This window comes from Arthrobacter melezitosi, assembly GCF_054511055.1.
Genome location: NZ_JBTNDJ010000017.1, coordinates 36,580 through 62,249, shown reverse-complemented (window position 1 = coordinate 62,249; position 25,670 = coordinate 36,580). Strand labels below are relative to the sequence as shown.

The window sequence follows — 25,670 nt, the reverse complement described above, 5'->3', positions numbered from 1 at the left end:
GTGCACCATCCCCGCGACATGGTGCGAAGCCCACCACATCCGCCCCTGGGCAAAGGGCGGCACCACCACCCTCACCGACGGGGCGCTCCTGTGCCCGCACCACCACCACCGAATCCACGAAGGCCCCTGGACGGTGCAGTCGAGGCACGGCATCCCCTGGTTCCTCCCACCCCACCACCTGGACCCGGACCAAAGACCCCGGCGCAACGCATACTGGACAGCCCGACCCCCGACCGGGCCCACACCACTCCTCCTCGAGTGAGCGCCATCGACCCGGGACTCCTCCCCGCGTGAGCACCAACCGGCCGACCCGGGACTCTTCCCCGCGTGAGCACCACCGACCGACCCGGGACTCCTCCCCGAGCGAGTACGAACCTGCCGACCCGGAACTCCTCCCCGAGCGAGTACGAACCTGCCGACCCGGAACTCCTCCCTGAGCAGGCCTCCACCGACCGGCCAAACTCCGAAGGATTTCCGGCAGGTTGCCCCGCGCTCCGGCGGCTTCGAAGGAGCCCCGATTCACACCATTTTCCCCTGTGGCACTTGACACGTCCGATCTTTTGTCTGAGTCTTAGACGGAAGCTGCAATGGAGCACCCTCGATCGGAGCCACAGTGAAAAGTACCCCTCCCCCACTCCTGCAGCGCTCCGTCTCACGACGCAGCGCCCTCCTCGGGGGTCTCGGCGCAGCCCTCTCGGTCCCCTTCCTTGCATCCTGCGCCGGATTCGACACAAGCGGTTCCTCCGCCGCCAAGGGAACCGTCGGCTTCCTCTCCACCCAGTTCACCCCGGTCGAGGAAAAGCAGCGCTACGAGGGCGTCCTGAAGAAGACTCTCAACGTTCCCGTCGCCTACAACTCGGTCGACCCCGGAGTCTTCACCTCGACCGTCCAGACCCAGTCCCAGGCCGGCAGCGTCCGCACCGCACTCCTGGGCGGACTCCACGGTGAACTCGCACCGCTCGCTGACTCCCTGGAGGACGTCGACCAGCTCCTCAACGACCTCTCCGGAAGCGGCTACAACCGCGAAATCCTCGAACTCACGAAGGTTGGCGGCACCACCTCGAAGTACGTCCCCTGGATGCAGGCGACCTACGTCGTCGCCGTGAACAAGAAGGCACTTGAGTGGCTTCCCAACGGGGTGGACGTCAACGACCTCACCTATGAAGACTTCCTTCGATGGGCCCAGGCAGCCAAGAAGGGCGCAGGCCGCCCCGTCTTCGGCATGCCGGCCGGCCCCAAGGGACTCCACCACCGCTTCTACCAGGGATTCCTGCTGCCCAGCTTCACCGGCGGCCAGATGACCACGTTCCGCAATAAGGACGCCGTGACGGCCTGGGAGTACATGAGGGACCTCTGGGACGCCACGGCCCCGGCCTCCACCAACTTCGACGCAATGCAGGAACCGCTGGCACGGGGCGAAGTCCTCGTCGCCTGGGACCATGTCGCCCGACTCATTGACGCACCGGCCGACAACCCGGACGAATGGCTCATGGTCCCCGCGCCGCGCGGGCCGAAGGGCCGCGGCTACATGCTGATCGTCGCGGGCGTGGCCCTCCCCAAGAACGGACTTGAACGCGACCGGGCCGAACAGGCCATCCGGGGCCTGGCCAAACCCAAGACCCAGATCGAAACCCTCCGCACCAACGCGTTCTTCCCGGTCGTGCAGACTGAACTTCCCACCGACTTCTCCGGCGCTATCGCACTTGAGGCCGCCGCGGTGAAGCTCCAGCAGGAATCCGCCGACGCACTCCTTGCCCTCCCTCCGGTAGGCCTCGGCGCCAAGGAGGGCGAAGTGTCCCAGATCTTCAAGAACTGCTTCCAGGAGATCTGCCTCAACGGTTCGGCTGTCCAGTCAACCTTGGACAACCAGGCCAAGCAGCTCAACACGATCCTCAAGGACCTGGACGTCCCGTGCTGGGCCCCCGACCCTGTCTCATCCGGCGACAAGTGCGAGGTAGCGTAATGACAGTCGATTCGCCCCCGGCCCCAGCCCAGCTGGACACGCCCGCCCGTCCCCGCCGCATCCCCCCGGCGGTCCTGCTGATCGCTCCGTCGATCGTCTTCATGGCCCTGCTCCTCGGCTGGCCCGTCATCCAGGGCGTGCTCCAGGCCTTCCGCGGCGACGAGGGCTTCACCCTCGACTTCGTGCGGCGGATGGTCGAGGACCCGTACTTCTGGCCCGCCGTCCGCAACACCCTGCTGTTGATTGCGGTGATGATCCCCCTCCAGTTCGCCTTCGCCATCACCATGGCACTGCTCCTGCGGTCCAATCCGCGCCTGGACAAGGTGCACTTCTTCGTCTGGGCGATCCCCCTCGCGCTCAGCGACCTCGCCGCCGGCCTCGTCTGGCTCGCGATCTTCAATGACCGCGGCTACCTCAACTCGGTGCTGACCTCCCTCGGCATCGAGGCAGTCCCCTGGCTCGCCTACGACAACCCGGGCACGCTGTTCCTCTGCGTTCTCGTCGCCGAGGTATGGCGTTCGACGTCGCTGGTGCTCGTCATCGTCGTCTCCGGACTCCAGGGCATCCCCAAGGATTACGACGAAGCGGCACAGGTCTTCGGGGCGACCTTCTGGCAGCGGCTGCGCCACGTCACCCTCCCCCTGCTCAAGCCGAGCCTCCAGGTGGCACTGATCCTGCGCACGATCCTCGCGTTCCAGACCTTCGCCGTCGCGCAGGCGCTCACCGGCCAGAACTTCCCGCTCGTCGTGGGCGAGACCTACCGCTGGTACACCGCGCTGCAGAACCCCAATGTGGCAGCCGCACTCGCGCTGGTCATCCTCGTGGCTTCGATGCTGATCTCCGTTTTCTACCTGCGGGCACTCCGCGACAAAGGGCAGGAAGGCACCCGATGACGACGACGCAGACCCCCACCACCACCGCCCAAACCCCCGAGGTCGACACCGCCCCGCTGAAGCGGCTGCGACGCGACCGGGCCCTGCTCCAGGGCACGTGCATCCTCATCTCGCTGTTCATGCTCGTGCCGATCTACCTGATCTCGCTCGCAGCGCTCTCCACCCGGGAATCGCTCAACGACTTCCCCCTGAGCCTGTTGCCGACGAACCTCTCCTTCGAGACCCTCGGCGCGTTCCTCGGCTCCACCGGCATCCTCGGGGCGTTCGGGAATTCACTGATCGTCGGCATCGGCACGCTTCTCATCTCGGCCCTGATCGGCATTCCGGCAGGGTACGCCCTCGCCCGCTTCGCCTTCCCGGCCAAGGAGCCCTACCAGCTGTTCCTCCTGTTCACCCGGGCCCTGCCCATCGTGGTGCTCTCGGTCCCGCTGGCCCGGCTGTTCCTCACCGTCGACCTCTACGACACGACCTACGCGGTGATCCTGCTCCACACCGCCCTCGCCCTGCCCACCACCATCCTGATCTCCGCGAGCGTCTTCCTCAGCGTCCCCCTCGACGTGGAGGAAGCGGCCCGCGTCTTTGGGTGCACCCCGGCCGGGGCGTTCCTCAAGGTGGTCATGCCGATGGCCCTGCCCGGGCTCGCCGCGGCCTCCATCTTCACCTTCGTGATGTCCTGGAACGAGGTGCTGGGTGCCTCGATCCTCACTTTGGACCACCGGACCCTCCCGGCCCAGGTCCTCACCTCGCTCGCCGATTCACCCCTGGCCTACCGGTTCGCCGGAGGCTTCGCCCTGGTGATCCCCTCGATCATCTTCATCGCGTTCATGCGCCGCTACCTGACCAACATGTGGGGCTCGACGATCCGCTGACCTGCGTACCCCTCAACGCTTTCCTCTACCTTCGAAGGAGCCGATCATGGCGGACATCACCATCTCCCACCTCGTCAAGACCTATCCCGGCGGCACCGAGCGGGCCACCGACGACGTATCACTCGACATCGCCGACGGCGACTTCACCGTCCTGCTCGGCCCCTCGGGCTGTGGCAAGACAACGCTCCTGCGCATGCTCGCGGGCCTTGAACTGCCCGACAGCGGATCCATCGCCGTCGGCGGCAAGGATGTCACCTACCTCCCGCCGAACAAGCGCAATATGTCGATGGTCTTCCAGTCCTACGCGGTCTTCCCACACCGCAAGGTGCGCTACAACATCGGCTTCGGGCTCTCCATGGCCAAGAAGCCCAAGGAAGAGATCGACCGGAAGGTCGCCTGGGCCGCCGACCTGCTTCAGCTCGGCCCCTACCTCGACCGCCTGCCCGCCCAGCTCTCCGGCGGCCAACGCCAGCGCGTCGCCGTCGCCCGCGCCATTGTGATGGACGCCGATGTCCTCCTCATGGACGAACCCCTTTCCAACCTCGACGCACTCCTGCGTCTCAACTTCCGATCGGAGCTGAAGAAAATCGTCAAGGATCTAAAGACGACGACCGTCTATGTCACCCACGACCAGAGCGAGGCACTCTCGCTGGGCGACCGGGTGGCCGTCATGAGGAAAGGACAGATCGCCCAGCTGGGTGATCCGCTCGATGTCTACGACGCGCCGGCGGACCGGTTCGTCGGCGGCTTCATCGGCTCCCCGCCGATGAACTTCATCAAGGCAGCGGTTTCGGGCGACGGCGACACCCTGATCGTTGGCGACCAGCGCCTGCGCGCTCCGTCCCTGCTGCGGTCCTACTCGAGCGCCGATGTGATGCTGGGGGTGCGCGCAGAGAACGTGGCGGTCGACACCCAGCGCTCCTCCGGCGACGTCCCGGGAACGGTCCTGGTCGTTGAACCGATGGGCTCGTCGATCCTGTTGACCGTGGAGGTGGAGGGCCAGACCATCAAGGTTCAGGCACCGCCGACCTTCCGCACGTCCCCGGACTCGACGATCTGGCTGACCTTCTCCCCGAACAGCATGCGCTTCTACGACAGCGAAACCGCGATGGCGCTGGTGGCACGATGAGCACTGAAACCCTGAGCACCGAACAGCTGCGCGCCGCAGCCATCGAAGTCCTGCGCATCAACGACCTGGGCACCATGACGACGGCGGCACCCAACCTCTACCCGCACATGTGGAGCTGGGACGCGGCGTTCATCGCCATCGGCCTCGCCCGCGTCGACGTTCCCCGTGCCATCACCGAGCTGCGGACCCTGCTGGCCGCCCAGTGGTCCACCGGCATGATCCCGCACATCGTCTTCACCGACGACGACACCGGCTATTTCCCCGGGTTCGACCGCTGGGGAACCGCCGATGCAGCGGCGCTGCCGCCGGGCATCAAGTCCAGCGGAATCTGCCAGCCGCCGGTCCACGCCATCGCCCTGCGGCACATCCTCGACCGGGCCCGCGAGAACGGCGGCAGTGACCAGCAGGCAGCCGAGGCCTTCCTCGCCGAATCCTTCGACGGCTGGCTCGCCTGGCACCGCTGGCTGGCCACCGTCCGAGACCCCGACGGCGTCGGCCTCGTGGAGATCCACCACGGCTGGGAATCCGGCTTCGACAATTCACCGCGCTGGGACGGCCCCTATTCACGCGTCACCCCCGGGACGGTCGAGCCGTTCGTCCGCCGGGACACCCAGCACGTGGCCGACGCCAGCCAGCGCCCCGACGACGCCGAGTACACCAAGTACCTGTGGCTCGTCCAGCAGATGGCCTCGGTCCAATTCGACGACGACGCCGTCCGCGACACCGTTGACTTCCGTGTCCGCGACGTGTTCTTCTCGGGGATCATGGCTGCTTCGAGTGAGGTGCTTGCGGGGCTCGGCGACGAACTCGGCCGCACCGAGGAGGCCGCCGAGCTGCGCTCCCTGGCCCAACGGTTCCGCAACGGTGTCGCCTCGACCGTGGACCCGGACACCGGCCTGGCCCGCGACTACGACGTCCTGGCCCGCAGGTGGATCGCCACCGACACGGTCTCCGGCTTCGCGCCGCTGGTGGCGGGCGGGGACCGCGACCTGCTCGAGCGCCAGCGCGACCTCCTGCAGGGGCCGGACTGGATGGGACACCCGGACGTGAAATTTCCGCTGCCGCCCTCGACGTCCCCGGCGAGCCCCGCCTTCCGCCCCCGCACCTACTGGCGCGGACCGGTCTGGCCATTCCTGAACCTGCTCTTCGGGTGGGCGAGCGCCCGCGACGAACAGGTCCACCTCTACGGCACCCTGCGCTCGGCCTCCCTCGACCAGCTCTCCGACCTGAAATTCGCCGAATACTACGATCCGCTCACCGGCACGCCGCTGGGGAGCTTCGCCCAGGCGTGGACTGCGGCGGCAGCCCTCGAGTGGATCGGGTCAATCGGCGAACCATCCCCGGACACCCAGTCGTGAGGACCGTCCTCATCGCCAGCGACAAGTTCAAGGGCTCCCTGGGCGCTCCGGCGGTCTGCGCCGCCGTCGGCCGCGGCCTGGCGGCGCACCGCCCGGACCTGCGCGTGGTGCGCATGCCGATCGCCGACGGCGGGGACGGAACCCTGGACGCCGCGCTCGGCGCCGGCTACGCCCGGCGCGAGGTGCAGGTCGCCGGCCCCACCGGTGAGCGGCTGGCCGCGGCGTTCGCGTGGCACGCCGGGACGGCCACCGCCGTCGTCGAGATGGCCCAGGCATCGGGGCTCGAGAGGCTGCCCGGCGGCGTCCTTGCACCCCTGGCCGCCACGACGTACGGCACCGGGGAACTTGTGCGGGCCGCACTGGATGCCGGGGCACGCAGGATCATCCTCGGTGTCGGCGGCAGCGCCTCGACCGACGGAGGCCTGGGCTTCCTCGAAGCCCTGGGCGCCCTCGCCGTCAACCACCGCGGCCGGGCACTCGGACGCGGCGGCGGGGCCCTGGCGGACCTGGGCCGGCTCGACTTCACGACGCTCGATGCCCGCCTGGCAACCTGCGAGTTCATCCTGGCCACCGACGTCGATAACCCGCTCCTGGGGCCCCGCGGTGCGGCCGCCGTCTACGCTCCGCAGAAGGGGGCCTCACCGGCCGAGGTCGCCGCGCTCGACGACGGGCTGCGGCACTTCGCCGACGCCGTCCACCGCGCCTGCGGCTCGTCCGCCGCCCTCCGCGACAAGCCGGGGGCGGGGGCGGCCGGAGGGCTCGGCTTCGCCGCGCTGGCGGTCCTTGAGGCAACCCCCCGCGCCGGCGTCGAGGTGGTCCTCGAACTCGTCGGGTTCGCCGAGACCCTCGCCCAACTGGGGCCGGGTGACCTGGTGATCACCGGTGAGGGATCCCTCGACGCCCAGACCCTCAGCGGCAAGGCTCCCGCGGGGGTGGCGCGCGCCGCCACCGCCCGCGGCCTGCCGGTCATCGCCGTCTGCGGACGGCAGTCCCTCACCACGCAGGAACTCGAAGGGCTCGGGATTTCCCGCGCCTACGCGCTGACCAGCCTCGAGCAAGACGTGCAGCTCTCGATCCGCAACGCCGATTCGCTGCTTGGCACCCTCGGCCACCGCATCGCCGAGGACTGGTTCGCCGCCCCCTGACCAAAGGGGGCGCGCCGTCGGGCCGACCGGCCTGGGGTAGGCTTGACGACCGACGGGAGGGGACGGAATGGCAGTTCAGCGCGTACCCGCAGGGCTGGGTGGGGCTGCCTCCCACGGCAGCCTCCTCGACCTGATCCGCTCCACCGGCGGGCTGTCCCGCCAGCAGCTGCTGGCGGCGACCGGGATGTCCCGGGCCACACTGTACGAACGGCTCGACGCCCTGCTCCGCCGCGGCCTGATCTATGAGGGCGAAGCGCTTGAGGCGACCGGGGGGCGCCGCTCCCGGAAGATCCGGTTCGACGACCGTGGACGCGTCATCCTCGCCTTCGCCCTCGGCCAGACTCATGCGACGGTCAGCGTCCTCAACACCGAGGGGCGGCAGCTGCGCAGCCGCACGCTGGCCCACCGCATCTCGAACCCCTCGGACACCGTCCTTCCGCCGCTGCTGGCCACCGGGGCCGAACTGCTTGGGCAGGAACCCTCCGAGGTGCTCACCGGCGTGGGCGTGAGCCTGCCCTCCCCCGTCGAAGCGGCCACCGGCCACGTCGTCCACTCGACGACCATCCCCGAGTGGGCGCCCGACGCCGTCGTCAACGCCATGTCGGAGACCTGGCCGGTCCCGCTCGTCATCGAGAACGACGCGCGCACGGCGGCCCTCGGCGAACGGCGCACCGACACCGAAACCCTCGTGTACATCAAGGTCGCCACCGGCATCGGCTGCGGCATCGTCGTCGACGGCTCGATCCTGCACGGCGCCCACGGCGCCGCAGGCGACATCGGCCATATCCGGGTCACCACCGACGGTCCGGTGTGCAGCTGCGGCCGGCACGGGTGCCTCGCGACCTTCAGTTCCGGGCGCTCACTGAGCCTCCAGCTGGCCCCGGCCGGCTACCCGACGCTCCAGGAGATCAGCACCGCCGCCCGACGGGGCGATCCGGTGGTGGCCGAGGCGCTCACGGCGGCCGCCGACGTCCTCGGCCGGGCCCTGGCGACCACCGTCACCACCATCAACCCCGACCGCCTCGTGCTCGGCGGCACCATCGGCGTGCTTCCCGCGTTCGTGGACCAGGTCCGGGAGCGGGTGCTGGCCGACGTGGTCGACCGGATCGCGCAGGGGCTCACCGTCGACGGGGGCGCGGCGGGCGACGACGCGGCACTCGAGGGGCTCACCACCCTGGTCATGCGCAAGGTGTTCGCGCCGGCCGCGATCGATGGAATCGTCCCCCAGTACGCCATCCCCTAGCCTGCCGGGGATCCGCTCACTCCACCGCGTACCGGCGGACGAAATTGCGCAGGATCCGCGAGGGGTGGTCAACGCGCAGGCCGCGGGCCCGGCGCATGTAGTCCTCCGCCTCCTCGGGAGGAAAGTACCCAGCATTGCGGTAGATGGAGATCCGCTCGATGAGGGCATCGACGTCGAGTTCCGGGTGGAACTGGGTGGCGTAGAGGTTCTGCTTGATCCGAAACATCTGGATTGGGCAGGCCGGCGACGAGGCCAGGACCACGGCCCCCTGGGGAAGGGTTGCGCAGGCCTCCTTGTGGCCCACGAAGGCGGTGAAGGATTCCGGCAGGCCCGCAAGCAGCGGGTCGGCGGCGCCTTCCCTGGTCACCGTGACCGTCGAGGCACCCACCGGCTCGCCGAAGCTCCGGTCGATCACCGCCCCCTGGTGCCGCCCCAGCGTCCCGACGCCGTAGCAGGCACCCAGGAAGGGGAAATCCGCCGCCACGACCTCATCCAGGAGGGCGCCGATTTCGGCTTCGACCCGGCGCTGCTCCGCCGACTTCTCATCCTCGGGGTCCGAGGAGTTGTAGGGGCTGCCACCCACGAAGATCCCGGAGTACCTCTCCAGCTCGATCGGCGGCAGCGGGCCCTGCTCGACCCGCACCCGGTGCAGCTCGCCGGGCTTCAGCCCGGCGAAACGCAGGAAGCCCTGGTACTCACCCTCGGCAGCAGCATCGTCGGCACGGGTCGCCAGCAGGAGAAACGGTTTCACCCTCGCATGCTACTGCTTCCCACCGCAGGGCCAAGCCCATCGTGGTGGCGAACCACCCCTACCACCTAGGTTGGCCGGGCCGATCGGTGCAAGAATTGGGGAGGGACGGGCCCGCCGGCCGGGTCCGCGGTACACGGGCGGAGGACAGGCGATGGACGCGGCACAGGATGCCGGAATGGACGCCTCGGTGCGGGTGCAAAACGTTTCCGAACGCAGCCGCTACGAACTGGTCGAGGAGCGGGCCGGCCTCATCGGCTTCACCACCTACCGGCTGCGCCCTGCCGCCAACCAGATCCTGCTGCTCCACACCGAGGTCGACGACGCCTACACGGGCCGCGGGCTGGCCGCACGGCTCGCCCGCTTCGCCCTCGACGACGCCAGCGCCAGCGGTATGCGGATCGTGCCCCTGTGTCCCTATATCTTGGCCTACCTGGGCACCCACCACGATTACGACCACCTCATCGACCAACTGCCTCCCCGAACTCCCCGACCTACAGAAGGATCCTCATGACCGCCGACTCCCTGCCCCGCGCCCGCCGCCGTGTTTTCCTCGACAAGGAGGACCCGGCGCTCTTCCGCACACTCAACGGCCTCGGCCTGAAGGTTCGGGAGTCGGCGGAAGCAGCGGGGATCGGCGCTGAACTCTCGGAGCTGATCAAGGTCCGGGTCTCCCAGCTCAACGGTTGCGCCTACTGCCTGGACGTCCACACCGAGGAGGCGCTCGCGGCCGGCGTCTCGAGCCGCAGGCTGGCGGTCCTGCCCGCCTGGCGCGACACCGAACTTTTCACCCCGCAGGAGCGGGCGGCCCTCGCGGTCGCCGAGAGCACCACGCGGCTTCCGGGCCCGGAGGTCCTCGACCAGGAACACCTTGCGGCCCGGGAGGTCCTCAGCGACGCGGAGTTCTCGGCGGTGAACTGGATCGCCATCACGATCGGGGCCTTCAACCGCATCTCCATCGTCAGCGGCCACCCGGTGAAGGAGTAACACCGGGAGGCAATCGTGGCTCCGGAAGCCGCCCGAACCGGGGCGCCGGCGGCGGGGCACCAAGGATTCCACAGCCCTGGAACAGGCCCGGGCCCGGCTTTGACAAACGTTGATGAGTCAATAGGCTGAACGCCCATGGGGGCGGTTCCTCCCCGGGAGGAGAAGCAGTGACATTCGGCGAGAAACTGAAGGCGGCCCGCACGGCAAAGGGGCTCACCCAGAGCGGGCTGGGAGCCGGACGCTATTCGGCTAGCTACATCTCCCTGCTCGAGAGCGGCCAGCGTCAGCCCTCCAAGGAAATGGCCCTGCACTTCGCCCAGCTGCTCCGGCTCGACCCGGCGGAGGTCCTGGCCTGGATCCGGACAGGCCCTTCGGATGACAGCGGCGCACTTGCCGCCGCCATGCATCACGCACAGAAGGCGCGGGAACTGAAGGACTACAGCCTGGCGGCCTTGGAAGCCGAGTATGCCGCCAGTCTTGCCCACGAACAGGGCGACACCGTTGTGTGGCGGCACTTCACCAACCTCCAGGCCGACGCCTACGCCATCCTGCGCCGCCATGACGAAACCGAAGCGAAACTCGTCGAACTCCTCGCCCATCCCATGACCCTCGAACAGCCCGAACTCCATGCCACGGCACTGGGCGGCCTCGCGAGGGTTCGGCGGTTCGGCAGCGACCTCCCGGAGGCCCTTGCCCTTGCCCGGCAGGCGGCAACCGCTGCCGACCCCCTTCCCGAATACTCGGAAACCCGGTTGATGTCCAAATTCGTCCTCATCGCGTCCCTGTCGGTACTGGGGCTCCTCGATGAGGCCTGGGAGGAGGCCCAGTCCCTCTCCGGCATCGAGGAAATCGGCGGGGTCCCTTCGCCGACCATCGGACGGGCCGGTTGGGTCCTGGGGAATATCGCCTTCCGCAGGGGCGACGTCGACACCGGACTGGCCCAGCACGCCCTCGCGGCACAACACATCCCTCCCCATGCGGATATCCAGTTGTGGTCGCATTTCAACCTCGCGTCCGCCGGAGTCCGCCTGAGGGCAGGCCTCTGCGACGCCGGCGTCGAGAGGTGCCTGGACAATGCCGACCTGGGACTTCAGGTCGCCGGCACGGACGTGCAACGGGCCGAACTGCTGCTGGCGAAAGCCCAGCTTCAGGCGCTGCGTGGCCAAATGGCAGAAGTGGTATCCCTCCTACGCACGGTGCAGGAACAGGACGTTGACCTCGAGTTCGAGCACGCAGGATTGATGGAACGGCTCTGGGGCAGGTACCACGCCTCGACGGATGACCTGCTTCGCGCCCGCAGTCACTACCTGAAGGCGGCGCAGCTCTACTCCGACGCCGGGGATTCGGACATGGCCTCCGAACTCCTCGAGGAACTGCTCGACGTCAGTTCCTGACCGGCCCCCTACCCCGCACCGCCGCTTCTGCTCCTGCGGCGGATTTGACCGGTGGGCGAGGGCGCATAGGCTGTCCCGAGGGGGCGCCGTTCGGCTTTCCCGGGGGAGGAGTGGAACATGGCATTCGGCGAGGAGCTGAGGAGAGCGCGTACCGCGAAGGCGCTCACCCAGGGAGAACTCGGAGCCGGACGATACTCGGCAAGCTACATCTCCCTGCTGGAGAGCGGCCAGCGCCAGCCCACCAAGGAGATGGCCTGGCACTTTGCCGAAATGCTGCAACTCGACCCGCAGACCGTACTCGGCTGGATCCGGACGGGTCCGTCGGACGAGGCCGGAGCGCTCGTGGCCGCCATGCAGCATGCCCAGGGCGCCTTCGACCTGAAGGACTTCACCCTTGCGGCCTCGGAGGCCGAGTACGTGGCGACCCTCGCGCTTGAACAGTCGAACACCGTCGTGTGGTGGCACTTCACCAACCTCCAGGCGGAGGCGTACGCCGCAATCCGCCGTTACGATCTTTCCGAACAGGTCCTCACCGAACTGCTCGCCCACCCGATGACCGGGGAGTGGCCCGAACTGCAGGCCACCGTGCTGAGCGGCATGTCGATCGTCAAGCGCAACACCGGTGCCCTGGGTGCCGCGATCACCCTCGCCCGCGCGGCGGCGACGGCGGCTGAAGCCCTCCCCGACTATGCGGTCACGCGGCTGAAATGCGGGTTCATCCTGGTGGCCGCCCTCTCCATGAAGGGCGATCTGGAGGAGGCCTGGGAAAAGGCGCTCCCGCTGTCGCACCTCCACAGCGTCCAGGGCGTGCCCTCGCCAACCATCGGCCGCGCCGGCTGGGTTGTCGGCAATATCGCCTTCCGCCGCGGCGACATCGAAACCGGCCTCATCCAACACAAGCTCGCGGCTGAACACATCACCCCCCAGGCGGACGTAAGGCTCTGGGCGCATTTCAATCGGGCGTCGGCCACCGTGCGGCTCAAGGCGGGACTCAGCGATGCCGCCGTCGAGCAGTGCCTGGCGAATGCGGAGCTGGGCTTCCGCATCTCCGGAACCGACATTGAACGGGTCGAACTGCTCCTCGCGCAGGCCCACCTCAAGGCGCTGCGGGGACACGTGGACGCGCTGCTGCCCCTGCTCGCGACGGTCCAGGAACTCGACGTGGACCTCGACTTCGAACACACCGCCCTCCTTGAGCGGCTGCTGGCCAAACACTACTGCGCCGTCGATGACCTGATGCGGGCGCGCACCCACTACCTGCGCGCCGCCAAACTGTACTCCGACGCCGGCGATCCCGAAACGGCCTCCGAGGTCCTCAGCGAACTCCTCGACGTCAGCCCCTGACCGGTCGCCCGTTCAGCCGCCCGTTAAAGTGGACCGCCCGCCCACCGGCTCGAAGCGGATGGGCGGGCGGAAGCGCGGACGCGGCTCAGGACGAGCCGACGGAAGAGGACACCGCTGACCCCGGCTGCCACTGCGGAACGATCCACTCGGCTTCCTCGACGACATTGTCGTGGGTCTCCTTGGCACCGCGGGTGACGATGGCGCGGATCACCTCGACCGGAAGCTTCGGCTTCCGGTTCTCGTCGGTCAGCCCGTTGGCCTCCTGCAGTGTGTCGGTGAGCTGGGTGTAGCAGAATCCCGCAAGCACCGGGCTCGTCTGCAGTGCGGAGAACAGCCCACCGACGCGGTCGGCGAAGTCCTCCGCCGACTCAACCGTGGAGTACCCCCAGGTGGCGATGGGGCTGTCCGGCGCGTAGGTCACTCCGCCGAATTCGGAGACCATCACCGGTTTGCCGCTTCCACCGCCGGGAAGGAGGGTCAGCCGCCGGCCGGCCGGCCCCACCCCGTCGACCAGGGAATTTACCGCCGCCGCATCCTCGTAGTTCGCCTGCAGCCCTTCGTGGGTCGTCGTGTAGTCGTGGATGGTCAGCAGATCCGACTCGGCGTGTTCCCATCCGTCGTTCGAGACGACGGAACGGGTCGGATCAAGGGCCTTCGTGAGGTGGTAGAGGGCCTGGACGAAGTGCTGCTGGGCGGGGTCGTGCGAGATGTGCTGGACACCCCAGCTCTCGTTCACGGGAACCCAGGTGACGATCGAGGGGTGGGAGATGTCGCGCTCGATCACGCTCATCCACTCGCGGGCGACCCGCTGGACGGCGGTCGGGGAGAACTCGAAAGTGCTTCCCATCTCGCCCCAGATCAGCAGGCCCAGGCGGTCCGCCCAGTAGAGGAACCGCGGATCCTCGACCTTCTCATGCAGCCGGGCCGAGTTGAACCCGAGGTCCTTGATCAGCTGGACCTCGTCGCGGATCGCCTGCGAGTCCGGCGCCGTGAACAGCGAGTCCGGCCAGAAACCCTGCTCGAGCACCGACCGGACATAGAACGGACGGTCGTTGAGCAGGAAGTGGCCCCCGGCCTCGCCCACGCTCCGCAGGCCCAGGTAGGACCAGATTTCGTCGAGGACCCTGCCCTCCCCGTCCATCAGCACAACGCGCGCGTCAAGGAGCCGGGGGTGATCCGGTGACCAGAGGAGGGACTCGTAGGCCTGCCCGTTGGCCTGGTGCGCCAGCGCGCAGGTCATCGTGAAACGCGGCTGCATGGAGAACGCCTGGTGGGTGCCGAGCGCAGTGCCCCGGTAGCTGAGTTCGACCCGGACGCTCACCTCGTCGAGGGGACGGGAGGAGAGTTCGACGTCGACACTCACCGCACCGCCCGGCACGTCGGAACGCCAGGCGAGCCGGCGGATGGAGGTGGCGGGGACGGCTTCAAGCCACACCCGCTGCCAGATTCCGGTCGAGCGGTGGTACCAGATGACGTGGGGCTCCTCGAGCCAGTCCTGCTTGCCGCGCGGCTGGGAGACGTCGTGGGGGTCATCCTCGGCCCGAACGACGACGGTGAAGTCCTCCCCGGTCCGCGCCTGCTCGGTGATGTCGAAGGAGAACGGGGTCTGGCCGCCCTCGTGGGTGCCGAGCAGCCTGTCGCCGGCCCACACCGAGGCCCGGTAGTCCACCGCCCCGAAGTGGAGGATAACCCGGTCGTCCCCGCCGGTCCATCCGCTCGCGGCGATATCGCCGGGCGTCAGGGTGCGCCGATACCAGACCACCGGGTGGAAGCCGGTGTCCCCGATGCCGGACCGGGTCGATTCCGGCGGGAACGGGACAAGGATCCGCCTGCTGAAGCTGCCTCCACCGGTTGCCCACCCGCCGGCGAGCCCCTCGTCGGCGTCGTCATGCTCGAACTCCCATTCCCCCGACAGGTCGTGCCAATGCCGCCGGACGAGCTGTGGCCGCGGGTACGTGCCGTCTTGGGTGCTTGCGCTGAAGGAGGAAGAGTTTGGCATGGCGTCAATCCTGTCCGAATTTTTCAGCGCTGTAAAGTCGTTTCGTTCATTGCGTCACAGAAGCTGGGCACCCGCCGCGCGGGCGCCCGGTCAGGGAGAAGGGACGGCCGGAGCGCCCTGCGGGACCCTCGAACCGGCGGGCAGCGGCGGGGTGCTCTGCCGGACGGTCAGCCTGTGCTGAACGATCCGGTGGCGGCCCACGCCCCGGAACCCGTCGATGCGCTCGGTCAGCAGTTCGAGCGCGGTCGAGGCAAGAGCCTGCTTGTCCGGAGCCACGGAGGTGAGGCTGGGCGTGGTGTACTTGCCAATCGCGGTGTCGTCCCACCCAACGACCGCAATCTCGCCCGGCACGGCGGTGCCCGCGGCGTCGCAGGCCCTCAGCGCCCCTGCGGCGAACTTGTCGTCGCGGCAGACGATCCCGTCGATGGAGATCCCGCCTTCCAACGCTGCCCGGACCGCCTCCCGGCTGGCCTCGGGCGAGAAGTCGGCAACCGACAGGACGAGGTCGGGATCAGGATCCAGCCCCGCTTCGAGAAGTCCCTGCTGGTACCCGAGCAGCCGCTTGTCGGTCGAGAAGGTCACATCATTCTGGACGACCCCCAGGAACGCAATCCGCCGGCGGCCCTGGTCAGCCAGGAACCGCACCGCTTCGGCCGCAGCGGCGACGTTATCGATCATCACGTGGTCGCTCGTCACCGGCATCGCACCCTCGCCCAGCAGGACAAGCGGAGTGTCGTGGTGGAGCTTGGCGATGGCCAGGGCGCCGATGCTGACCGGATGGAAGATAATCCCATCCACCAGGCCGGCCTCCCGGTCCTCGAGGACGGCATGCTCCGCCTCGAGCTTGCCCAGGGTCTGCTCGATGATGACCCGGTAGTTCCGCCGTGCCGCCTCCTCGGCGATCTGCCGCGAGAGCTCCGAGAAGTAGGGGTGGTCGATCTCCGGGATGGCCAGGGCGATCATGCCGGTCTTCCCGGTGACGAGGCGCCGGGCGGTGAGGTTGGGACGGTACCCGAGTTTGTCGATGGCGGCCTGCACCCGGCTCCGCAGCTCGGGCGCCACGTGCGGATAGTCGTGCACGACATTGGACACGGTTTTCGTCGATACGCCGGCGACCTCGGCGACATCGACAAGCCTTACACGCTTCATTGCCACCCCCTCGGTGAAAAATTAATACTAGTGGACACTTCGGGACCGTTCGGGCTTACTAGACATAGTAGTTTACAGCGCTGTATCTTGGGGCAACGTCTACGGACCGCCGCCCTGCGGCCGGCCGCCGGACAACGATGTGAAGCGTCCCCGGGCGCCGAGCACCACTTTCACCGAGGAGGACAATGATGACCTATCCGAAGCGGTTTATTCGCAGCCGTATATCCACAGCCACCGCCATCGGTGCCACCGCCCTTCTGGCGCTCACCGCCTGCGGCGGCGGCGGCGCCCAGCAGGGCGCGGCCTCGGAGTTCACCGGTGAATACACCGGCCCGAAGGTCGAACTCGACTACTGGAACGGGTTCACCGGTGGTGACGGCCCGTTCATGGAACAGATGGTCGAAGAGTTCAACGCCGAACACGACAACATCAAGGTCGTTCCCAACACGATCAAGTGGGCCGACATGTACCAGAAGCTCCCCGCCGCCGTTCAGGCCGGCGAGGGCCCCGACGTCGGCGTCATGCACCTTGAGCAGTTGTCGACCAACGCCGCCCGCAACGTGATCGTCCCCGTCGACGACCTCGCGGAGGAACTCGAACTGACCGGTGACGACTTCACCGAAGAGGTCTGGGACGCCGGCGTGTACGAGGACAAGCGCTACGGCATCCCCCTGGACGTCCACTCCCTGGCGATGTACTACAACACCGAGCACTTCGAAAAGGCGGGCATCACCGAGGCCCCCACCGACGCCGCATCCTTCGAGGACGCCCTGAAGAAGCTCAAGGACGCCGGCTACGAAAACCCGTTCTGGATGCCCGCGAAGTGGCCCAGCCACCTCATGAACCTCTCGCTCCTGTGGCAGAACGGCGGCGAGCCCTACGACGCCGACGGCGCCAAGGCGACCTTCGATTCCGAAGCCGGCGTCAAGGGGCTCGAGTGGCAGACCTCGATCATCGAGAACGGCTACAGCCCCAAGAACGTCGCGATCGACTCCCAGTACGTCGCCTTCAAGAACGGTGAGAACTCGATCACCTGGGACGGCATCTGGCAGTTCAACGACCTCGAAGCCGCGGGTGTGCCCTACGCCGCAGCCCCGATCCCCGTGATCGGCGAGGAAGACGCCGTGTGGGCCAGCTCGCACAACTTCTTCCTCCCCCGCCAGGCGACTCCTGACGAGAACAAGCTGAACGCCGCGAAGGTGTTCATCGCCTGGATGAGCGAGAACTCCGACACCTGGGCCGGTTCGGGCATGATCCCGGCCCGTGAGTCGGTGCGTGAAGAAGGCGCCCTCGATGGAACCCCGCAGGAACCGATCGCTGCGAAGGTCGACTCGATGAAGTTCCTCCCGCCCGTCCCCGGGCTCGGCACCGTCCAGGCCGAAACCCTCGAGGTCGGCGTCGACAACGCCATCCTCGGCGAGCAGGAGCCCAAGGAAGCCCTTTCAAAAGTTGCTGCGAAAGCATCCCAGCTGATGGAAGAAAACCAAGCCTCGTTTGGAAAATAGCCGGTCATGAAATCCTCATCCCAGGTGGGCGCCTCCTCGAAGGAGGAGGCGCCCGGGCGCCGGTCGACCACGACGCCCACCACGATTGCGGCCCCGAAAACGAATAAGGGTGTCGCCAAGCAGGCCGCAGGCACGCCGTGGCTGTTCCTTGCTCCGTACCTGATCCTCTTCATCGGGTTCGTCCTCATCCCCATCGTCTTCGGCCTCTGGATCAGCCTTCACGCCTGGGACTACACCCGTCCGCTTCAGCCCTTCGTCGGGGTGGCGAACTACGTGTCGCTTTTCCAGCCCGACTCGCCCTACTTCGAGAGCTTCTGGAGCTCGATGAAGGCAACGGGGATCTTCACGGTCTTCAGCGTTCCGCTGCTGCTGACCATCCCGCTGGCCGTCTCACTGCTGATGGCCTCGAAATTCCCGGGCCGGAACTTCTTCCGCGCCGTGTACTTCGCGCCGTACGTCCTCGGCGTCGCGGTGATTTCGGTGCTCTGGCGCTACCTGCTCGACAACAACATCGGCCTCGTCAACTACTACCTGGGCGTGCTGGGCCTGCCGGACGATATCGCCTGGACCACCTCGACCCCCGCGGCCTGGGTCGCCCTCGTCGGCGTGACGGTGTGGTGGACCCTCGGGTTCAACGCCGTCATCTACCTCGCGGCCCTGCAGGACATCCCCGCGGAGCTCTACGAAGCGGCACGGGTCGATGGCGCCAACAAGTGGCAGCAGTTCCTCAATGTCACGATCCCGGGGCTGCGCCCCGTGCTGTCGTTCGTCACCATCGTCACGCTCATCGCCTCGGTGAACATGTTCGGCCAGTCCTACCTGATCACCCTGGGCGGTCCGGGCCGTGAGACCCGCACAGCGATCTACCAGATCGCCGAAACGGGCCTGCGCAACTTCCAGATGGGCAACGCCGCAGCCATGAGCTACGTGCTCACCCTGTTCCTCATGCTCCTGAGCCTCATCGTGTTCTGGCTCTTCCGTGAAAAGAAGGAGGGGAAATGACAGCGCTCACCGAGTCCGGCGCCTCCGGAGCGGGAAACAGCGGAGGCCTGGCCACCAAGCGCGCCGACCCGGCCGGGCGGCGCAGGATGGTCCTGCGGCTGATCGTCCTCAGCATCGTGGCGCTGATCTTCATCAGCCCGCTCATCTTCATGTTCGTCACGTCCTTCAAGACGCGCGCGGATGCCACCGGAATTCCGCCGAGCTGGATCCCCGACCCGTTCTCGCTGCAGGCGTACGAGTCGATCCTGGCGCCCGGCAGCAGCACCCCGGTGCTCCGCTGGTTCCTCAACAGCATGGTGGCCGCCCTGCTCCACGCGGCCCTCGTCGTCGTCATCTCCGCCCTCGCCGCCTACCCGCTGGCGCGGATGGAGTTCCGAGGCAAGAAGATCGTGTTCGGCGTCATTGTCGCCACGCTGCTGGTGCCCCCGGTCATCCTGATCATCCCGAACTACCTGATCGTGAGCGGCCTCGGCTGGCTCAACGCCCTCGTGGCGATCATCGTCCCCACCGCGGCGTCGGCCTTCGGCGTGTTCTTCATGCGGCAGTTCTTCGGAGCGCTGCCCGAGGACCTGGAGGAAGCCGCCCGGCTCGACGGGGCGAACCGGTTCGAGATGTTCACGAAGATCATCCTGCCGCTCGCGAAGCCCGCCATGGCGACGCTGGCGCTGCTGGCGTTCCTCACCAACTGGAACGACTTCCTGTGGCCGATCTACGTGCTCTTCAGCCCCGAGGTGCAGACCCTGCCCGCGGGCCTTTCGACACTCCAGTCGGCCAACGCCGTGCGGTACGACCTCCTGATGGCCGGCGCCGTGATGGCGAGCCTCCCGGTCCTTGCGCTGTTCGTGTTCCTCCAGCGCTTCATCATCGAAGGGGTCTCACGCTCCGGTGTGAAGGGCTAACCCCTGAAGGCTGATCGATCCCCCTCCGATTCCCCCGGCACCTGCGCCGGGGGAATCGGCGTTTAAGCCCCGGCGGATCGGGCGGGGCCGGGTGCGGGCGCACTAGACTTCGAAAGGCACCTCCACCCGTCCCGGCGGAGTGCCCCAGAACCGCCACCTCACCACCCAGGGGAACGCATGCCACCGATGGACTCCGAAGTACCGCTCTCGGGCCGCCAGTACACGCTCCGCTCCGGAAGCTACACCGCCGAGATCGCCAGCGTCGGAGCCTCACTGCGCCGGTTGCGGTTCGATGGCCGGGACCTCGTCGTTCCCTATGGGGAGGACGAGGTCCGTCCTTTCTTCCGCGGCGCGCTGCTGGCCCCCTGGCCGAACCGGGTCGTCGACGCACGGTACACCTTCGGAGGGAGCGAACACTTTCTCGCTCACACCGAGCCCAACCGGGGCCACGCGCTGCACGGGCTGCTCGCCTGGCAGGACTGGCTCCTCGAGGCCCGCACCGAGTCGTCGGTCCGGCTCAGCGCCGAGATTGTGCCCCAGGACGGGTACCCGTTCCGCGTCCTGATCCATGCCACCTACTTCCTCGACGACGCCGGGCTGCACACGACGGTCACCGCGACGAACACCGGGCCCTCCCCCGCCCCCTACGGCACCGCACCGCACCCGTACCTCGTAGGCGGGACGGGCCGCGTCGACGACTGGACCCTCTCCCTGCCGGCGGACTCGGTCCTGAACGTCACCGAGGACCGCCTGATCCCCACGACCCTCGACCCGGTGCACGAGGCGTTCGATTTCCGCACGCCGCGCACCGTCGGCACCACCTTTATCGACCACGCCTTTACGGACCTTGCCTACGACGGCGGAGGGCGGGTCACGGTGGGCGTCACCGGCGCCGACGGCCGCGGCGCCGGTATCACCTTCGGTCGGGACTGCCCCTGGGTCCAGGTCCACACGGCCGACCAGCCGGACCCCGTTCTCTCCCGTCTCGGCATGGCCGTCGAGCCGATGACATGCCCGCCGGATGCCTTCAACTCGGGCACCGACCTCGTGGTGCTGCAGCCCGGCGGCTCACATGAGGCGCACTGGAGCATCCACGCCCTCTGAGCGGCCAGCAAATGGTTGCGGCGGCCCCCGGAGCCTGCTAGTCCTGAGGGACAAGGTGTTCGATAGATGGACCGGCGCGCGCTCGACGGCGAGCGGCACCGGAAGAAGGGAAGTGCACCGTGGTCCGCAGCAACCCTCCGGTCGAGGAACCCGACGAGAAGAACGTCGAGGTCAAGGACCGGCCGAAGGACTGGGCCGCCGGCGTGCCCGGGGTCTACTACTCATTGAAGCCGGCACTCGAGCACATGGGGGTGGACCGGTCCCGGAAGACCCTGCTGGCGCTGAACCAGAAGGACGGCTTCGACTGCCCCAGCTGCGCCTGGCCGGACCCGAACCACCGCAAGACGTTCGAATTCTGCGAAAACGGGGCCAAGGCGGTCACCTGGGAGGCCACCCCCGTCGTCATCGGCTCGGACTTCTGGGCCGAGCACTCACTGACTGACCTGCGCGCGCGGACCGAGTACTGGCTCGGGATGCAGGGGCGCCTCATCGAACCCGTCTACAAGCCCGCCGGTGAGGACCACTACCGGCCGGTGGGCTGGGACGAGGCGTTCTCCATCGTGGCCGGGAAGCTCAAGTCCCTGGCCTCCCCGCACGAGGCTGCGTTCTACACCAGCGGCCGGACCTCCAACGAGGCGGCGTTCCTCTACCAGCTGTTCGTGCGCGGGTTCGGCACCAACAACCTGCCCGACTGCTCCAACATGTGCCACGAGTCCTCCGGCTGGGGCATGGGACAGACCATCGGTATCGGCAAGGCCACCATCAGCTACGACGACTTCGCGAAGTCGGACCTGATCATCATCCTCGGCCAGAACCCGGGCACGAACCACCCCCGCATGCTCACCGCGCTCGAGGAGGCCAAGGAGTACGGCGCCAAGATCGTCGCCGTGAACCCGCTTCCAGAGGCAGGGCTGCGGCGGTACAAGAACCCTCAGCGGGTCAGCGGCATCGTCGGGCGCGGCACCGAAATGGCCGACCAGTTCCTGCAGATCCGGCTCGGCGGAGACATGGCGCTGCTGCAGGCCGTCTCCAAGCGCGTCTTCGAAGCCGAGGCAAGGAATCCGGGCAAGGTCCTCGACCACGCCTTCCTCGAGGAGCACTGCGAGGGCCTCGAGGAGCTCCGCGAGCACCTCGCCCAGCTCGATGAGCAGGCGGTGCTCGAGGCGACGGGGCTGCGCTCCGAGGAGATCGACGAGCTCGCCGCGCGCTACCTGCGGGCGGAACGGGTCATCATCACCTGGGCGATGGGCATCACGCAGCAGAAGAAGGCTGTCCCCACCATCAAGGAGATCATCAACCTGCTGCTGCTGCGCGGCAATATCGGCAAGCCCGGCGCCGGGGCCTCCCCCATCCGCGGGCACAGCAACGTGCAGGGCGACCGCACCATGGGCATCTGGGAGCAGATGCCGCCTGCCTTCCTCGACGCGCTCGGCAAGGAGTTCGCCTTCGACGCTCCGCGCGACCACGGCGTCGACGCCGTCGAGAGCATCCACCAAATGCGCGACGGGAAGATCAAGGTGATGATCGCCCTCGGCGGCAACCTCGTGTCGGCGATCTCCGACACGCAGGTCGCCGAGGCGGCCTTCGCCAACACCGAGATGACCGTGCAGATCTCCACCAAGCTCAACCGCTCACACCTGATCACCGGCGAGGAGGCCCTCATCCTGCCGACGATGGGCCGCACCGAGATCGACGTCCAGGAGAGCGGGCGCCAGTTCGTCTCGGTCGAGGACACGGTCTGCGCCGTCCACCCCTCCTTCGGCAGCGTCGAGCCGGTGTCGCACACGCTGCTCTCCGAACCGGCGATCATCAGCCGTCTGGCCCGCGAGACGCTCGGCGACCGGGTGAAGGCCGACTGGGCCGGTTTCGAGAAGAACTACGACCTCATCCGCGAGCACATCTCCCGGGTGGTGGAGGGCTGCGAAAACTACAACGAGCGGATCCGGCAGGACGGCGGCTTCGTGCTGCCCAACGGACCGAGGGACTCGCGGACCTTCCGGACCCCCACGGGCCGCGCCGTGCTGACGGTGAACGACCTCGAGTCCCTCGAACGGCCGCCGGGCACCCTGATCCTGCAGACCGTGCGCTCGCACGACCAGTGGAACACCACGATCTACGGGCACAACGACCGCTACCGTGGCATCCGCAAGGGCCGCCACGTCGTCTTCGTGAGCCCTGAGGACATCGCGGAGCTCGGCCTCGCCGACGGCCAGCAGGTCGACCTGCACGGGGTGCACGACGACGGCGTGCAGCGCGTGCTGCGCGACTTCCGCGTGGTGTCCTACCCCACCGCCCGGGGCTGCGCGGCGGCGTACTACCCGGAGGCGAACGTGCTGGTCCCGCTGGACTCCGTGGCCGAGGGCAGCAACACGCCCGTGTCGAAGGCGGTCCTGATCCGGCTTGAGCCCACCGCAACCGATGGGGCGGCGGACGCGGAGGCGACGGCGTCCGTTGACGCGCCCGCGCCGGCCTGAGCACCCCGGAAATTTTCCGGGAAGGGATGTCGATCCGGAGGTCCTTCAGCCGTCATGAAGATACGGGACGCACCCCGCGCCCGCTTGATGAAAGGCCGTTGCAATGCGTTACTCACTGCTATTGAACAACCCCGAACCCGCCGACGCCGGCATCACCGAGGAGGACATGGCCCCCTTCCGGGAGGCCTTCGACACCTACGCGAAGTCGCTCGACGCCGCGGGCATCCTCGTGGCTGCCGAAATCCTTTCACCGGCCGAGATGACCACCACTGTGACCCTGCGGACGGGCAGCCTCGCGATCCAGGACGGCCCGTTCGCCGACACGAAGGAGAAGCTGGCGGGAGCCTTCGTCATCGACGTCCCGGACCTCGACGAGGCGCTCGCCTGGGCCTCGAAGTGCCCCGGCGCCCAGTACGGGGTGATCGAGATCCGCCCGTCCGCGATCTCCTTCCGCGAGGGACAGTGGCGCGAACCGGCCTGAGCCCCGCCGGGGCGCGGGCCGAGGCCGTGGCCCGCGCCTCCTACGGCCGCCTGCTCGCCCTGCTCGCGGCACCGACGGGTGACATCCAGGCCGCCGAGGATGCCCTCGCCGACGCCTTCCTCAAGGCCCTGACCGTCTGGCCGATGGCGGGTATTCCGGAGAAGCCCGAGGCCTGGCTGTTCACCGTGGCGCGCAACCGGCAGCGGGACCGCTACCGGTCGGCGGCCCACCGCACCTCGGTGCCGTTGGAGTCCGACGCCGGCGCCTCGGCTGCGGATTCTCCGGGTGGAACATCGCCGAGGGCAGGCTCCCCCGGGGCCGTCCCCTCCCCTGTCCGGCCCGGCTCCGGGGTGCCCGGCGCGGTGCACTGGGATGAAATCGACGTCGGGGCGATCCCCGACCGCCGCCTTGCCCTGCTCTTCGTCTGCGCCCACCCGGCGATCGACCCGGGCGTCCGCACGCCCCTGATGCTCCAGGTGGTTCTCGGGATCCCGTCCGAGCGCATCGCCTCGGCCTTCGCCGTCCCAGCGCCTGCGATGGCGCAGCGCCTGGTGCGCGCCAAGCGCCGCATCCGGGAGGCCCGCATTCCGTTCGTCCTGCCCGACACGTCGGTCCTGCAGCAGCGGCTGCCGGCGGTGCTCGAGGCGGTGTACGGCGCGTATGCGCTCGACTGGCGGAGTGCCCTGCCGGGCGCCGGCAGGGTCCAAGCGGGAGGCGGGCCCGGTGAGCCGGCCGGCACGGACGCCGGGGCCCGCAACCCGGCAGGGCCGGACGCCGGGTCTCAACCCGAGACAGGCGCGGATGCCGGCCCGCCCGAGGGCCTCGCCTCCGAGGCGCTGTACCTTGCGACGGTTCTCGCTGAGCTGCTTCCGGCAGAGCCGGAGGTGCACGGGCTCGCGGCACTCATCTGCCTGTCACTGGCCCGGGGACCCGCGCGCACCGCCCCGGGCGGCGGCTTCGTCCCGCTCGCCCGCCAGGACACCGCCCTCTGGGACGCCGAACTGATCGCCCGCGGTGAGGCCCACCTCCGCCGCGCCTCCTCCTTCGGGCGGATCGGCCGGTTCCAGCTGGAGGCCGCCATGCAATCGGTCCACTGCGACCGGGCCCGGACGGGGCGGACGGACTGGCAGGCGCTGCTCCGCCTCCATGAGGCACTTCTCGCCCGCATGCCCACCCTCGGCGGGATCGTCTCCCTCGCCGCGGCCCTGGGCGAGGCCTCGGGTCCGGAGGCTGCGCTGTCCTTCCTGGACGCCGCCGACGCTCCGGCGCTGACGGAGTTCCAGCCGGCGTGGGCGACCCGGGCCCACCTGCTGGCGCAGGCCGGGCGCACGGCGGAGGCGGCCGAAGCCTATCGCCGGGCCCTGGCCCTGACGGGGGACCCTGCGCTGCGCGGCTACCTCGAAGCCGCCCTCGGGAGCCTCCCGGCGCCGGAGCCGCCGTTGACCGACACCAACGCGGAACGCACCTGAGGTCGCTTCGGCACCGCGGCCGGCGCCTCTTCCCGGGCACCGCCGCCGGCGCCTCCTCCCGCCGAAACAGCAGCTCACCACCCTTCGGCAGCGGTATTCGGTGGTGTACTGCAAACTCGGCAGGGTCCCTCTACTGCGCGGTGCCGGTCCAACCCTCTTCTTCGCGCTCGTCGCCCGTGGCGAGCACCCGCAGCACCGTTGCGGCGGCCTTCTGCACCGCCTCATCCGCGCCCTTGCGGCCCTTGGTGGTGACCGTGCCCGCCGCATAGCCGACGAGGAAGGCACTGATCGCCCCGGCGTTCGGGGAAACGGCGGCCGATGAGCGGTGGGCCACCTCCACGATCCTTGCGGAATCCACCTCAAGGTCGAGGATCTGAAGCGCCTGGGTCAGGGTGCGGCTCCAGTCACTGAGCTCGCGTTCCTCGGCGTCGGGACTCGTTGTCATCGCTTCTCCTTCGAAACGCTCGGCTGCGGACATCTTCTAGGGATAGCACCGCCGGGAGCCGTCCACAACG

23 protein-coding genes are annotated in these 25,670 nt (G+C 68.4%); 19 read left to right on the top strand and 4 right to left on the bottom strand.

Annotation, left to right across the window (positions count from 1 at the left end):
- From ACX80W_RS14590 to ACX80W_RS14555, 8 genes are all read left to right on the top strand, one after another.
- Positions 1–262, top strand: a 262-nt coding sequence (locus ACX80W_RS14590) for an HNH endonuclease signature motif containing protein (protein ID WP_459284505.1), incomplete at its 5' end; no start/stop codon positions are given.
- A gap of 351 nt (positions 263–613) precedes the next feature.
- Complete coding sequence (locus ACX80W_RS14585) at positions 614–1,963, top strand: ABC transporter substrate-binding protein (protein WP_459284503.1); 1,350 nt, start codon at positions 614–616, stop codon at positions 1,961–1,963.
- The gene (locus tag ACX80W_RS14580; RefSeq protein WP_459284501.1) at positions 1,963–2,856 is read left to right on the top strand and encodes a carbohydrate ABC transporter permease; all 894 of its coding nucleotides are present in this window, start codon (positions 1,963–1,965) and stop codon (positions 2,854–2,856) included. The genes ACX80W_RS14585 and ACX80W_RS14580 overlap by 1 nt, the downstream gene beginning before the upstream one ends.
- Positions 2,853–3,725 carry a carbohydrate ABC transporter permease gene (locus ACX80W_RS14575; protein WP_459284499.1) on the top strand — a complete coding sequence of 291 codons (873 nt, stop codon included), beginning with the start codon at positions 2,853–2,855 and terminating at the stop codon, positions 3,723–3,725. The genes ACX80W_RS14580 and ACX80W_RS14575 overlap by 4 nt, the downstream gene beginning before the upstream one ends.
- Before the next feature lie 46 nt (positions 3,726–3,771).
- The gene (locus tag ACX80W_RS14570; RefSeq protein WP_459284497.1) at positions 3,772–4,854 is read left to right on the top strand and encodes an ABC transporter ATP-binding protein; all 1,083 of its coding nucleotides are present in this window, start codon (positions 3,772–3,774) and stop codon (positions 4,852–4,854) included.
- On the top strand, positions 4,851–6,212 hold the full coding sequence (gene ggh / locus ACX80W_RS14565) for a glucosylglycerate hydrolase (RefSeq protein WP_459284495.1): 1,362 nt from the start codon (positions 4,851–4,853) through the stop codon (positions 6,210–6,212). The genes ACX80W_RS14570 and ggh overlap by 4 nt, the downstream gene beginning before the upstream one ends.
- Entirely contained in the window at positions 6,209–7,357 is a 1,149-nt protein-coding gene (locus tag ACX80W_RS14560) for a glycerate kinase (RefSeq protein ID WP_459284493.1), read from the top strand. The genes ggh and ACX80W_RS14560 overlap by 4 nt, the downstream gene beginning before the upstream one ends.
- Before the next feature lie 67 nt (positions 7,358–7,424).
- Complete coding sequence (locus ACX80W_RS14555; RefSeq protein ID WP_459284491.1) at positions 7,425–8,600, top strand: ROK family transcriptional regulator; 1,176 nt, start codon at positions 7,425–7,427, stop codon at positions 8,598–8,600.
- Between the two features lie 16 nt (positions 8,601–8,616).
- Here the strand turns inward: ACX80W_RS14555 and ACX80W_RS14550 are convergent, their stop codons facing one another.
- Complete coding sequence (locus tag ACX80W_RS14550; RefSeq protein WP_459284489.1) at positions 8,617–9,351, bottom strand: glutamine amidotransferase; 735 nt, start codon at positions 9,349–9,351, stop codon at positions 8,617–8,619.
- Between the two features lie 151 nt (positions 9,352–9,502).
- Between ACX80W_RS14550 and ACX80W_RS14545 the strand changes: the two genes are divergently transcribed.
- From ACX80W_RS14545 to ACX80W_RS14530, 4 genes are all read left to right on the top strand, one after another.
- Positions 9,503–9,862 carry a GNAT family N-acetyltransferase gene (locus ACX80W_RS14545; RefSeq protein ID WP_459284487.1) on the top strand — a complete coding sequence of 120 codons (360 nt, stop codon included), beginning with the start codon at positions 9,503–9,505 and terminating at the stop codon, positions 9,860–9,862.
- Positions 9,859–10,335, top strand: coding sequence for a carboxymuconolactone decarboxylase family protein (locus ACX80W_RS14540; RefSeq protein WP_459284485.1), 477 nt, complete (start codon positions 9,859–9,861; stop codon positions 10,333–10,335). Before ACX80W_RS14545 ends, ACX80W_RS14540 begins: the two co-directional genes overlap by 4 nt.
- A 167-nt stretch (positions 10,336–10,502) precedes the next feature.
- Positions 10,503–11,729: a helix-turn-helix domain-containing protein gene (locus ACX80W_RS14535; protein WP_459284483.1), complete on the top strand. Its 1,227-nt coding sequence runs from the start codon at positions 10,503–10,505 to the stop codon at positions 11,727–11,729.
- A 117-nt stretch (positions 11,730–11,846) separates the two neighbouring features.
- The gene (locus ACX80W_RS14530) at positions 11,847–13,073 is read left to right on the top strand and encodes a helix-turn-helix domain-containing protein (protein ID WP_459284481.1); all 1,227 of its coding nucleotides are present in this window, start codon (positions 11,847–11,849) and stop codon (positions 13,071–13,073) included.
- An 85-nt stretch (positions 13,074–13,158) separates the two neighbouring features.
- Here ACX80W_RS14530 and ACX80W_RS14525 read toward each other — a convergent pair whose 3' ends face one another.
- Positions 13,159–15,072 (bottom strand): glycoside hydrolase family 2 TIM barrel-domain containing protein, encoded by a 1,914-nt coding sequence (locus tag ACX80W_RS14525; RefSeq protein ID WP_459284479.1) that lies wholly within the window; start codon positions 15,070–15,072, stop codon positions 13,159–13,161.
- A gap of 90 nt (positions 15,073–15,162) precedes the next feature.
- Positions 15,163–16,221: a LacI family DNA-binding transcriptional regulator gene (locus ACX80W_RS14520; RefSeq protein WP_459284477.1), complete on the bottom strand. Its 1,059-nt coding sequence runs from the start codon at positions 16,219–16,221 to the stop codon at positions 15,163–15,165.
- A 188-nt stretch (positions 16,222–16,409) separates the two neighbouring features.
- Between ACX80W_RS14520 and ACX80W_RS14515 the strand changes: the two genes are divergently transcribed.
- From ACX80W_RS14515 to ACX80W_RS14485, 7 genes are all read left to right on the top strand, one after another.
- Positions 16,410–17,726, top strand: a complete 1,317-nt coding sequence (locus tag ACX80W_RS14515; RefSeq protein ID WP_459284475.1) for an ABC transporter substrate-binding protein — start codon at positions 16,410–16,412, stop codon at positions 17,724–17,726.
- A gap of 6 nt (positions 17,727–17,732) precedes the next feature.
- Complete coding sequence (locus ACX80W_RS14510; RefSeq protein ID WP_459284473.1) at positions 17,733–18,728, top strand: carbohydrate ABC transporter permease; 996 nt, start codon at positions 17,733–17,735, stop codon at positions 18,726–18,728.
- On the top strand, positions 18,725–19,627 hold the full coding sequence (locus tag ACX80W_RS14505) for a carbohydrate ABC transporter permease (RefSeq protein ID WP_459284471.1): 903 nt from the start codon (positions 18,725–18,727) through the stop codon (positions 19,625–19,627). The genes ACX80W_RS14510 and ACX80W_RS14505 overlap by 4 nt, the downstream gene beginning before the upstream one ends.
- A gap of 186 nt (positions 19,628–19,813) precedes the next feature.
- Complete coding sequence (locus ACX80W_RS14500; protein WP_459284469.1) at positions 19,814–20,731, top strand: aldose 1-epimerase family protein; 918 nt, start codon at positions 19,814–19,816, stop codon at positions 20,729–20,731.
- Between the two features lie 119 nt (positions 20,732–20,850).
- Positions 20,851–23,205: an FdhF/YdeP family oxidoreductase gene (locus ACX80W_RS14495; RefSeq protein ID WP_459284467.1), complete on the top strand. Its 2,355-nt coding sequence runs from the start codon at positions 20,851–20,853 to the stop codon at positions 23,203–23,205.
- A gap of 103 nt (positions 23,206–23,308) precedes the next feature.
- On the top strand, positions 23,309–23,686 hold the full coding sequence (locus ACX80W_RS14490) for a YciI family protein (RefSeq protein ID WP_459284465.1): 378 nt from the start codon (positions 23,309–23,311) through the stop codon (positions 23,684–23,686).
- Positions 23,668–25,155 (top strand): RNA polymerase sigma factor, encoded by a 1,488-nt coding sequence (locus ACX80W_RS14485; RefSeq protein ID WP_459284464.1) that lies wholly within the window; start codon positions 23,668–23,670, stop codon positions 25,153–25,155. The genes ACX80W_RS14490 and ACX80W_RS14485 overlap by 19 nt, the downstream gene beginning before the upstream one ends.
- 130 nt (positions 25,156–25,285) lie before the next feature.
- On the opposite strand, the gene ACX80W_RS14480 is transcribed toward ACX80W_RS14485, so the two are convergent.
- Positions 25,286–25,600, bottom strand: a complete 315-nt coding sequence (locus ACX80W_RS14480) for a DUF6457 domain-containing protein (RefSeq protein ID WP_459284462.1) — start codon at positions 25,598–25,600, stop codon at positions 25,286–25,288.
- Between the last annotated feature and the right edge of the window lie 70 nt (positions 25,601–25,670).

What these genes read in the sequence shown, in the direction of transcription:
- ACX80W_RS14580 (WP_459284501.1), top strand. Translation starts at nt 1,963, where the DNA reads ATGACAGTCGATTCGCCCCCGGCCCCAGCCCAGCTGGACACGCCCGCC.
- ACX80W_RS14575 (WP_459284499.1), top strand. Translation starts at nt 2,853, where the DNA reads ATGACGACGACGCAGACCCCCACCACCACCGCCCAAACCCCCGAGGTC.
- ACX80W_RS14570 (WP_459284497.1), top strand. Translation starts at nt 3,772, where the DNA reads ATGGCGGACATCACCATCTCCCACCTCGTCAAGACCTATCCCGGCGGC.
- ggh (WP_459284495.1), top strand. Translation starts at nt 4,851, where the DNA reads ATGAGCACTGAAACCCTGAGCACCGAACAGCTGCGCGCCGCAGCCATC.
- ACX80W_RS14555 (WP_459284491.1), top strand. Translation starts at nt 7,425, where the DNA reads ATGGCAGTTCAGCGCGTACCCGCAGGGCTGGGTGGGGCTGCCTCCCAC.
- ACX80W_RS14545 (WP_459284487.1), top strand. Translation starts at nt 9,503, where the DNA reads ATGGACGCGGCACAGGATGCCGGAATGGACGCCTCGGTGCGGGTGCAA.
- ACX80W_RS14540 (WP_459284485.1), top strand. Translation starts at nt 9,859, where the DNA reads ATGACCGCCGACTCCCTGCCCCGCGCCCGCCGCCGTGTTTTCCTCGAC.
- ACX80W_RS14530 (WP_459284481.1), top strand. Translation starts at nt 11,847, where the DNA reads ATGGCATTCGGCGAGGAGCTGAGGAGAGCGCGTACCGCGAAGGCGCTC.
- ACX80W_RS14525 (WP_459284479.1), bottom strand. Translation starts at nt 15,072, where the DNA reads ATGCCAAACTCTTCCTCCTTCAGCGCAAGCACCCAAGACGGCACGTAC.
- ACX80W_RS14520 (WP_459284477.1), bottom strand. Translation starts at nt 16,221, where the DNA reads ATGAAGCGTGTAAGGCTTGTCGATGTCGCCGAGGTCGCCGGCGTATCG.
- ACX80W_RS14515 (WP_459284475.1), top strand. Translation starts at nt 16,410, where the DNA reads ATGACCTATCCGAAGCGGTTTATTCGCAGCCGTATATCCACAGCCACC.
- ACX80W_RS14510 (WP_459284473.1), top strand. Translation starts at nt 17,733, where the DNA reads ATGAAATCCTCATCCCAGGTGGGCGCCTCCTCGAAGGAGGAGGCGCCC.
- ACX80W_RS14505 (WP_459284471.1), top strand. Translation starts at nt 18,725, where the DNA reads ATGACAGCGCTCACCGAGTCCGGCGCCTCCGGAGCGGGAAACAGCGGA.
- ACX80W_RS14500 (WP_459284469.1), top strand. Translation starts at nt 19,814, where the DNA reads ATGGACTCCGAAGTACCGCTCTCGGGCCGCCAGTACACGCTCCGCTCC.
- ACX80W_RS14490 (WP_459284465.1), top strand. Translation starts at nt 23,309, where the DNA reads ATGCGTTACTCACTGCTATTGAACAACCCCGAACCCGCCGACGCCGGC.
- ACX80W_RS14480 (WP_459284462.1), bottom strand. Translation starts at nt 25,600, where the DNA reads ATGACAACGAGTCCCGACGCCGAGGAACGCGAGCTCAGTGACTGGAGC.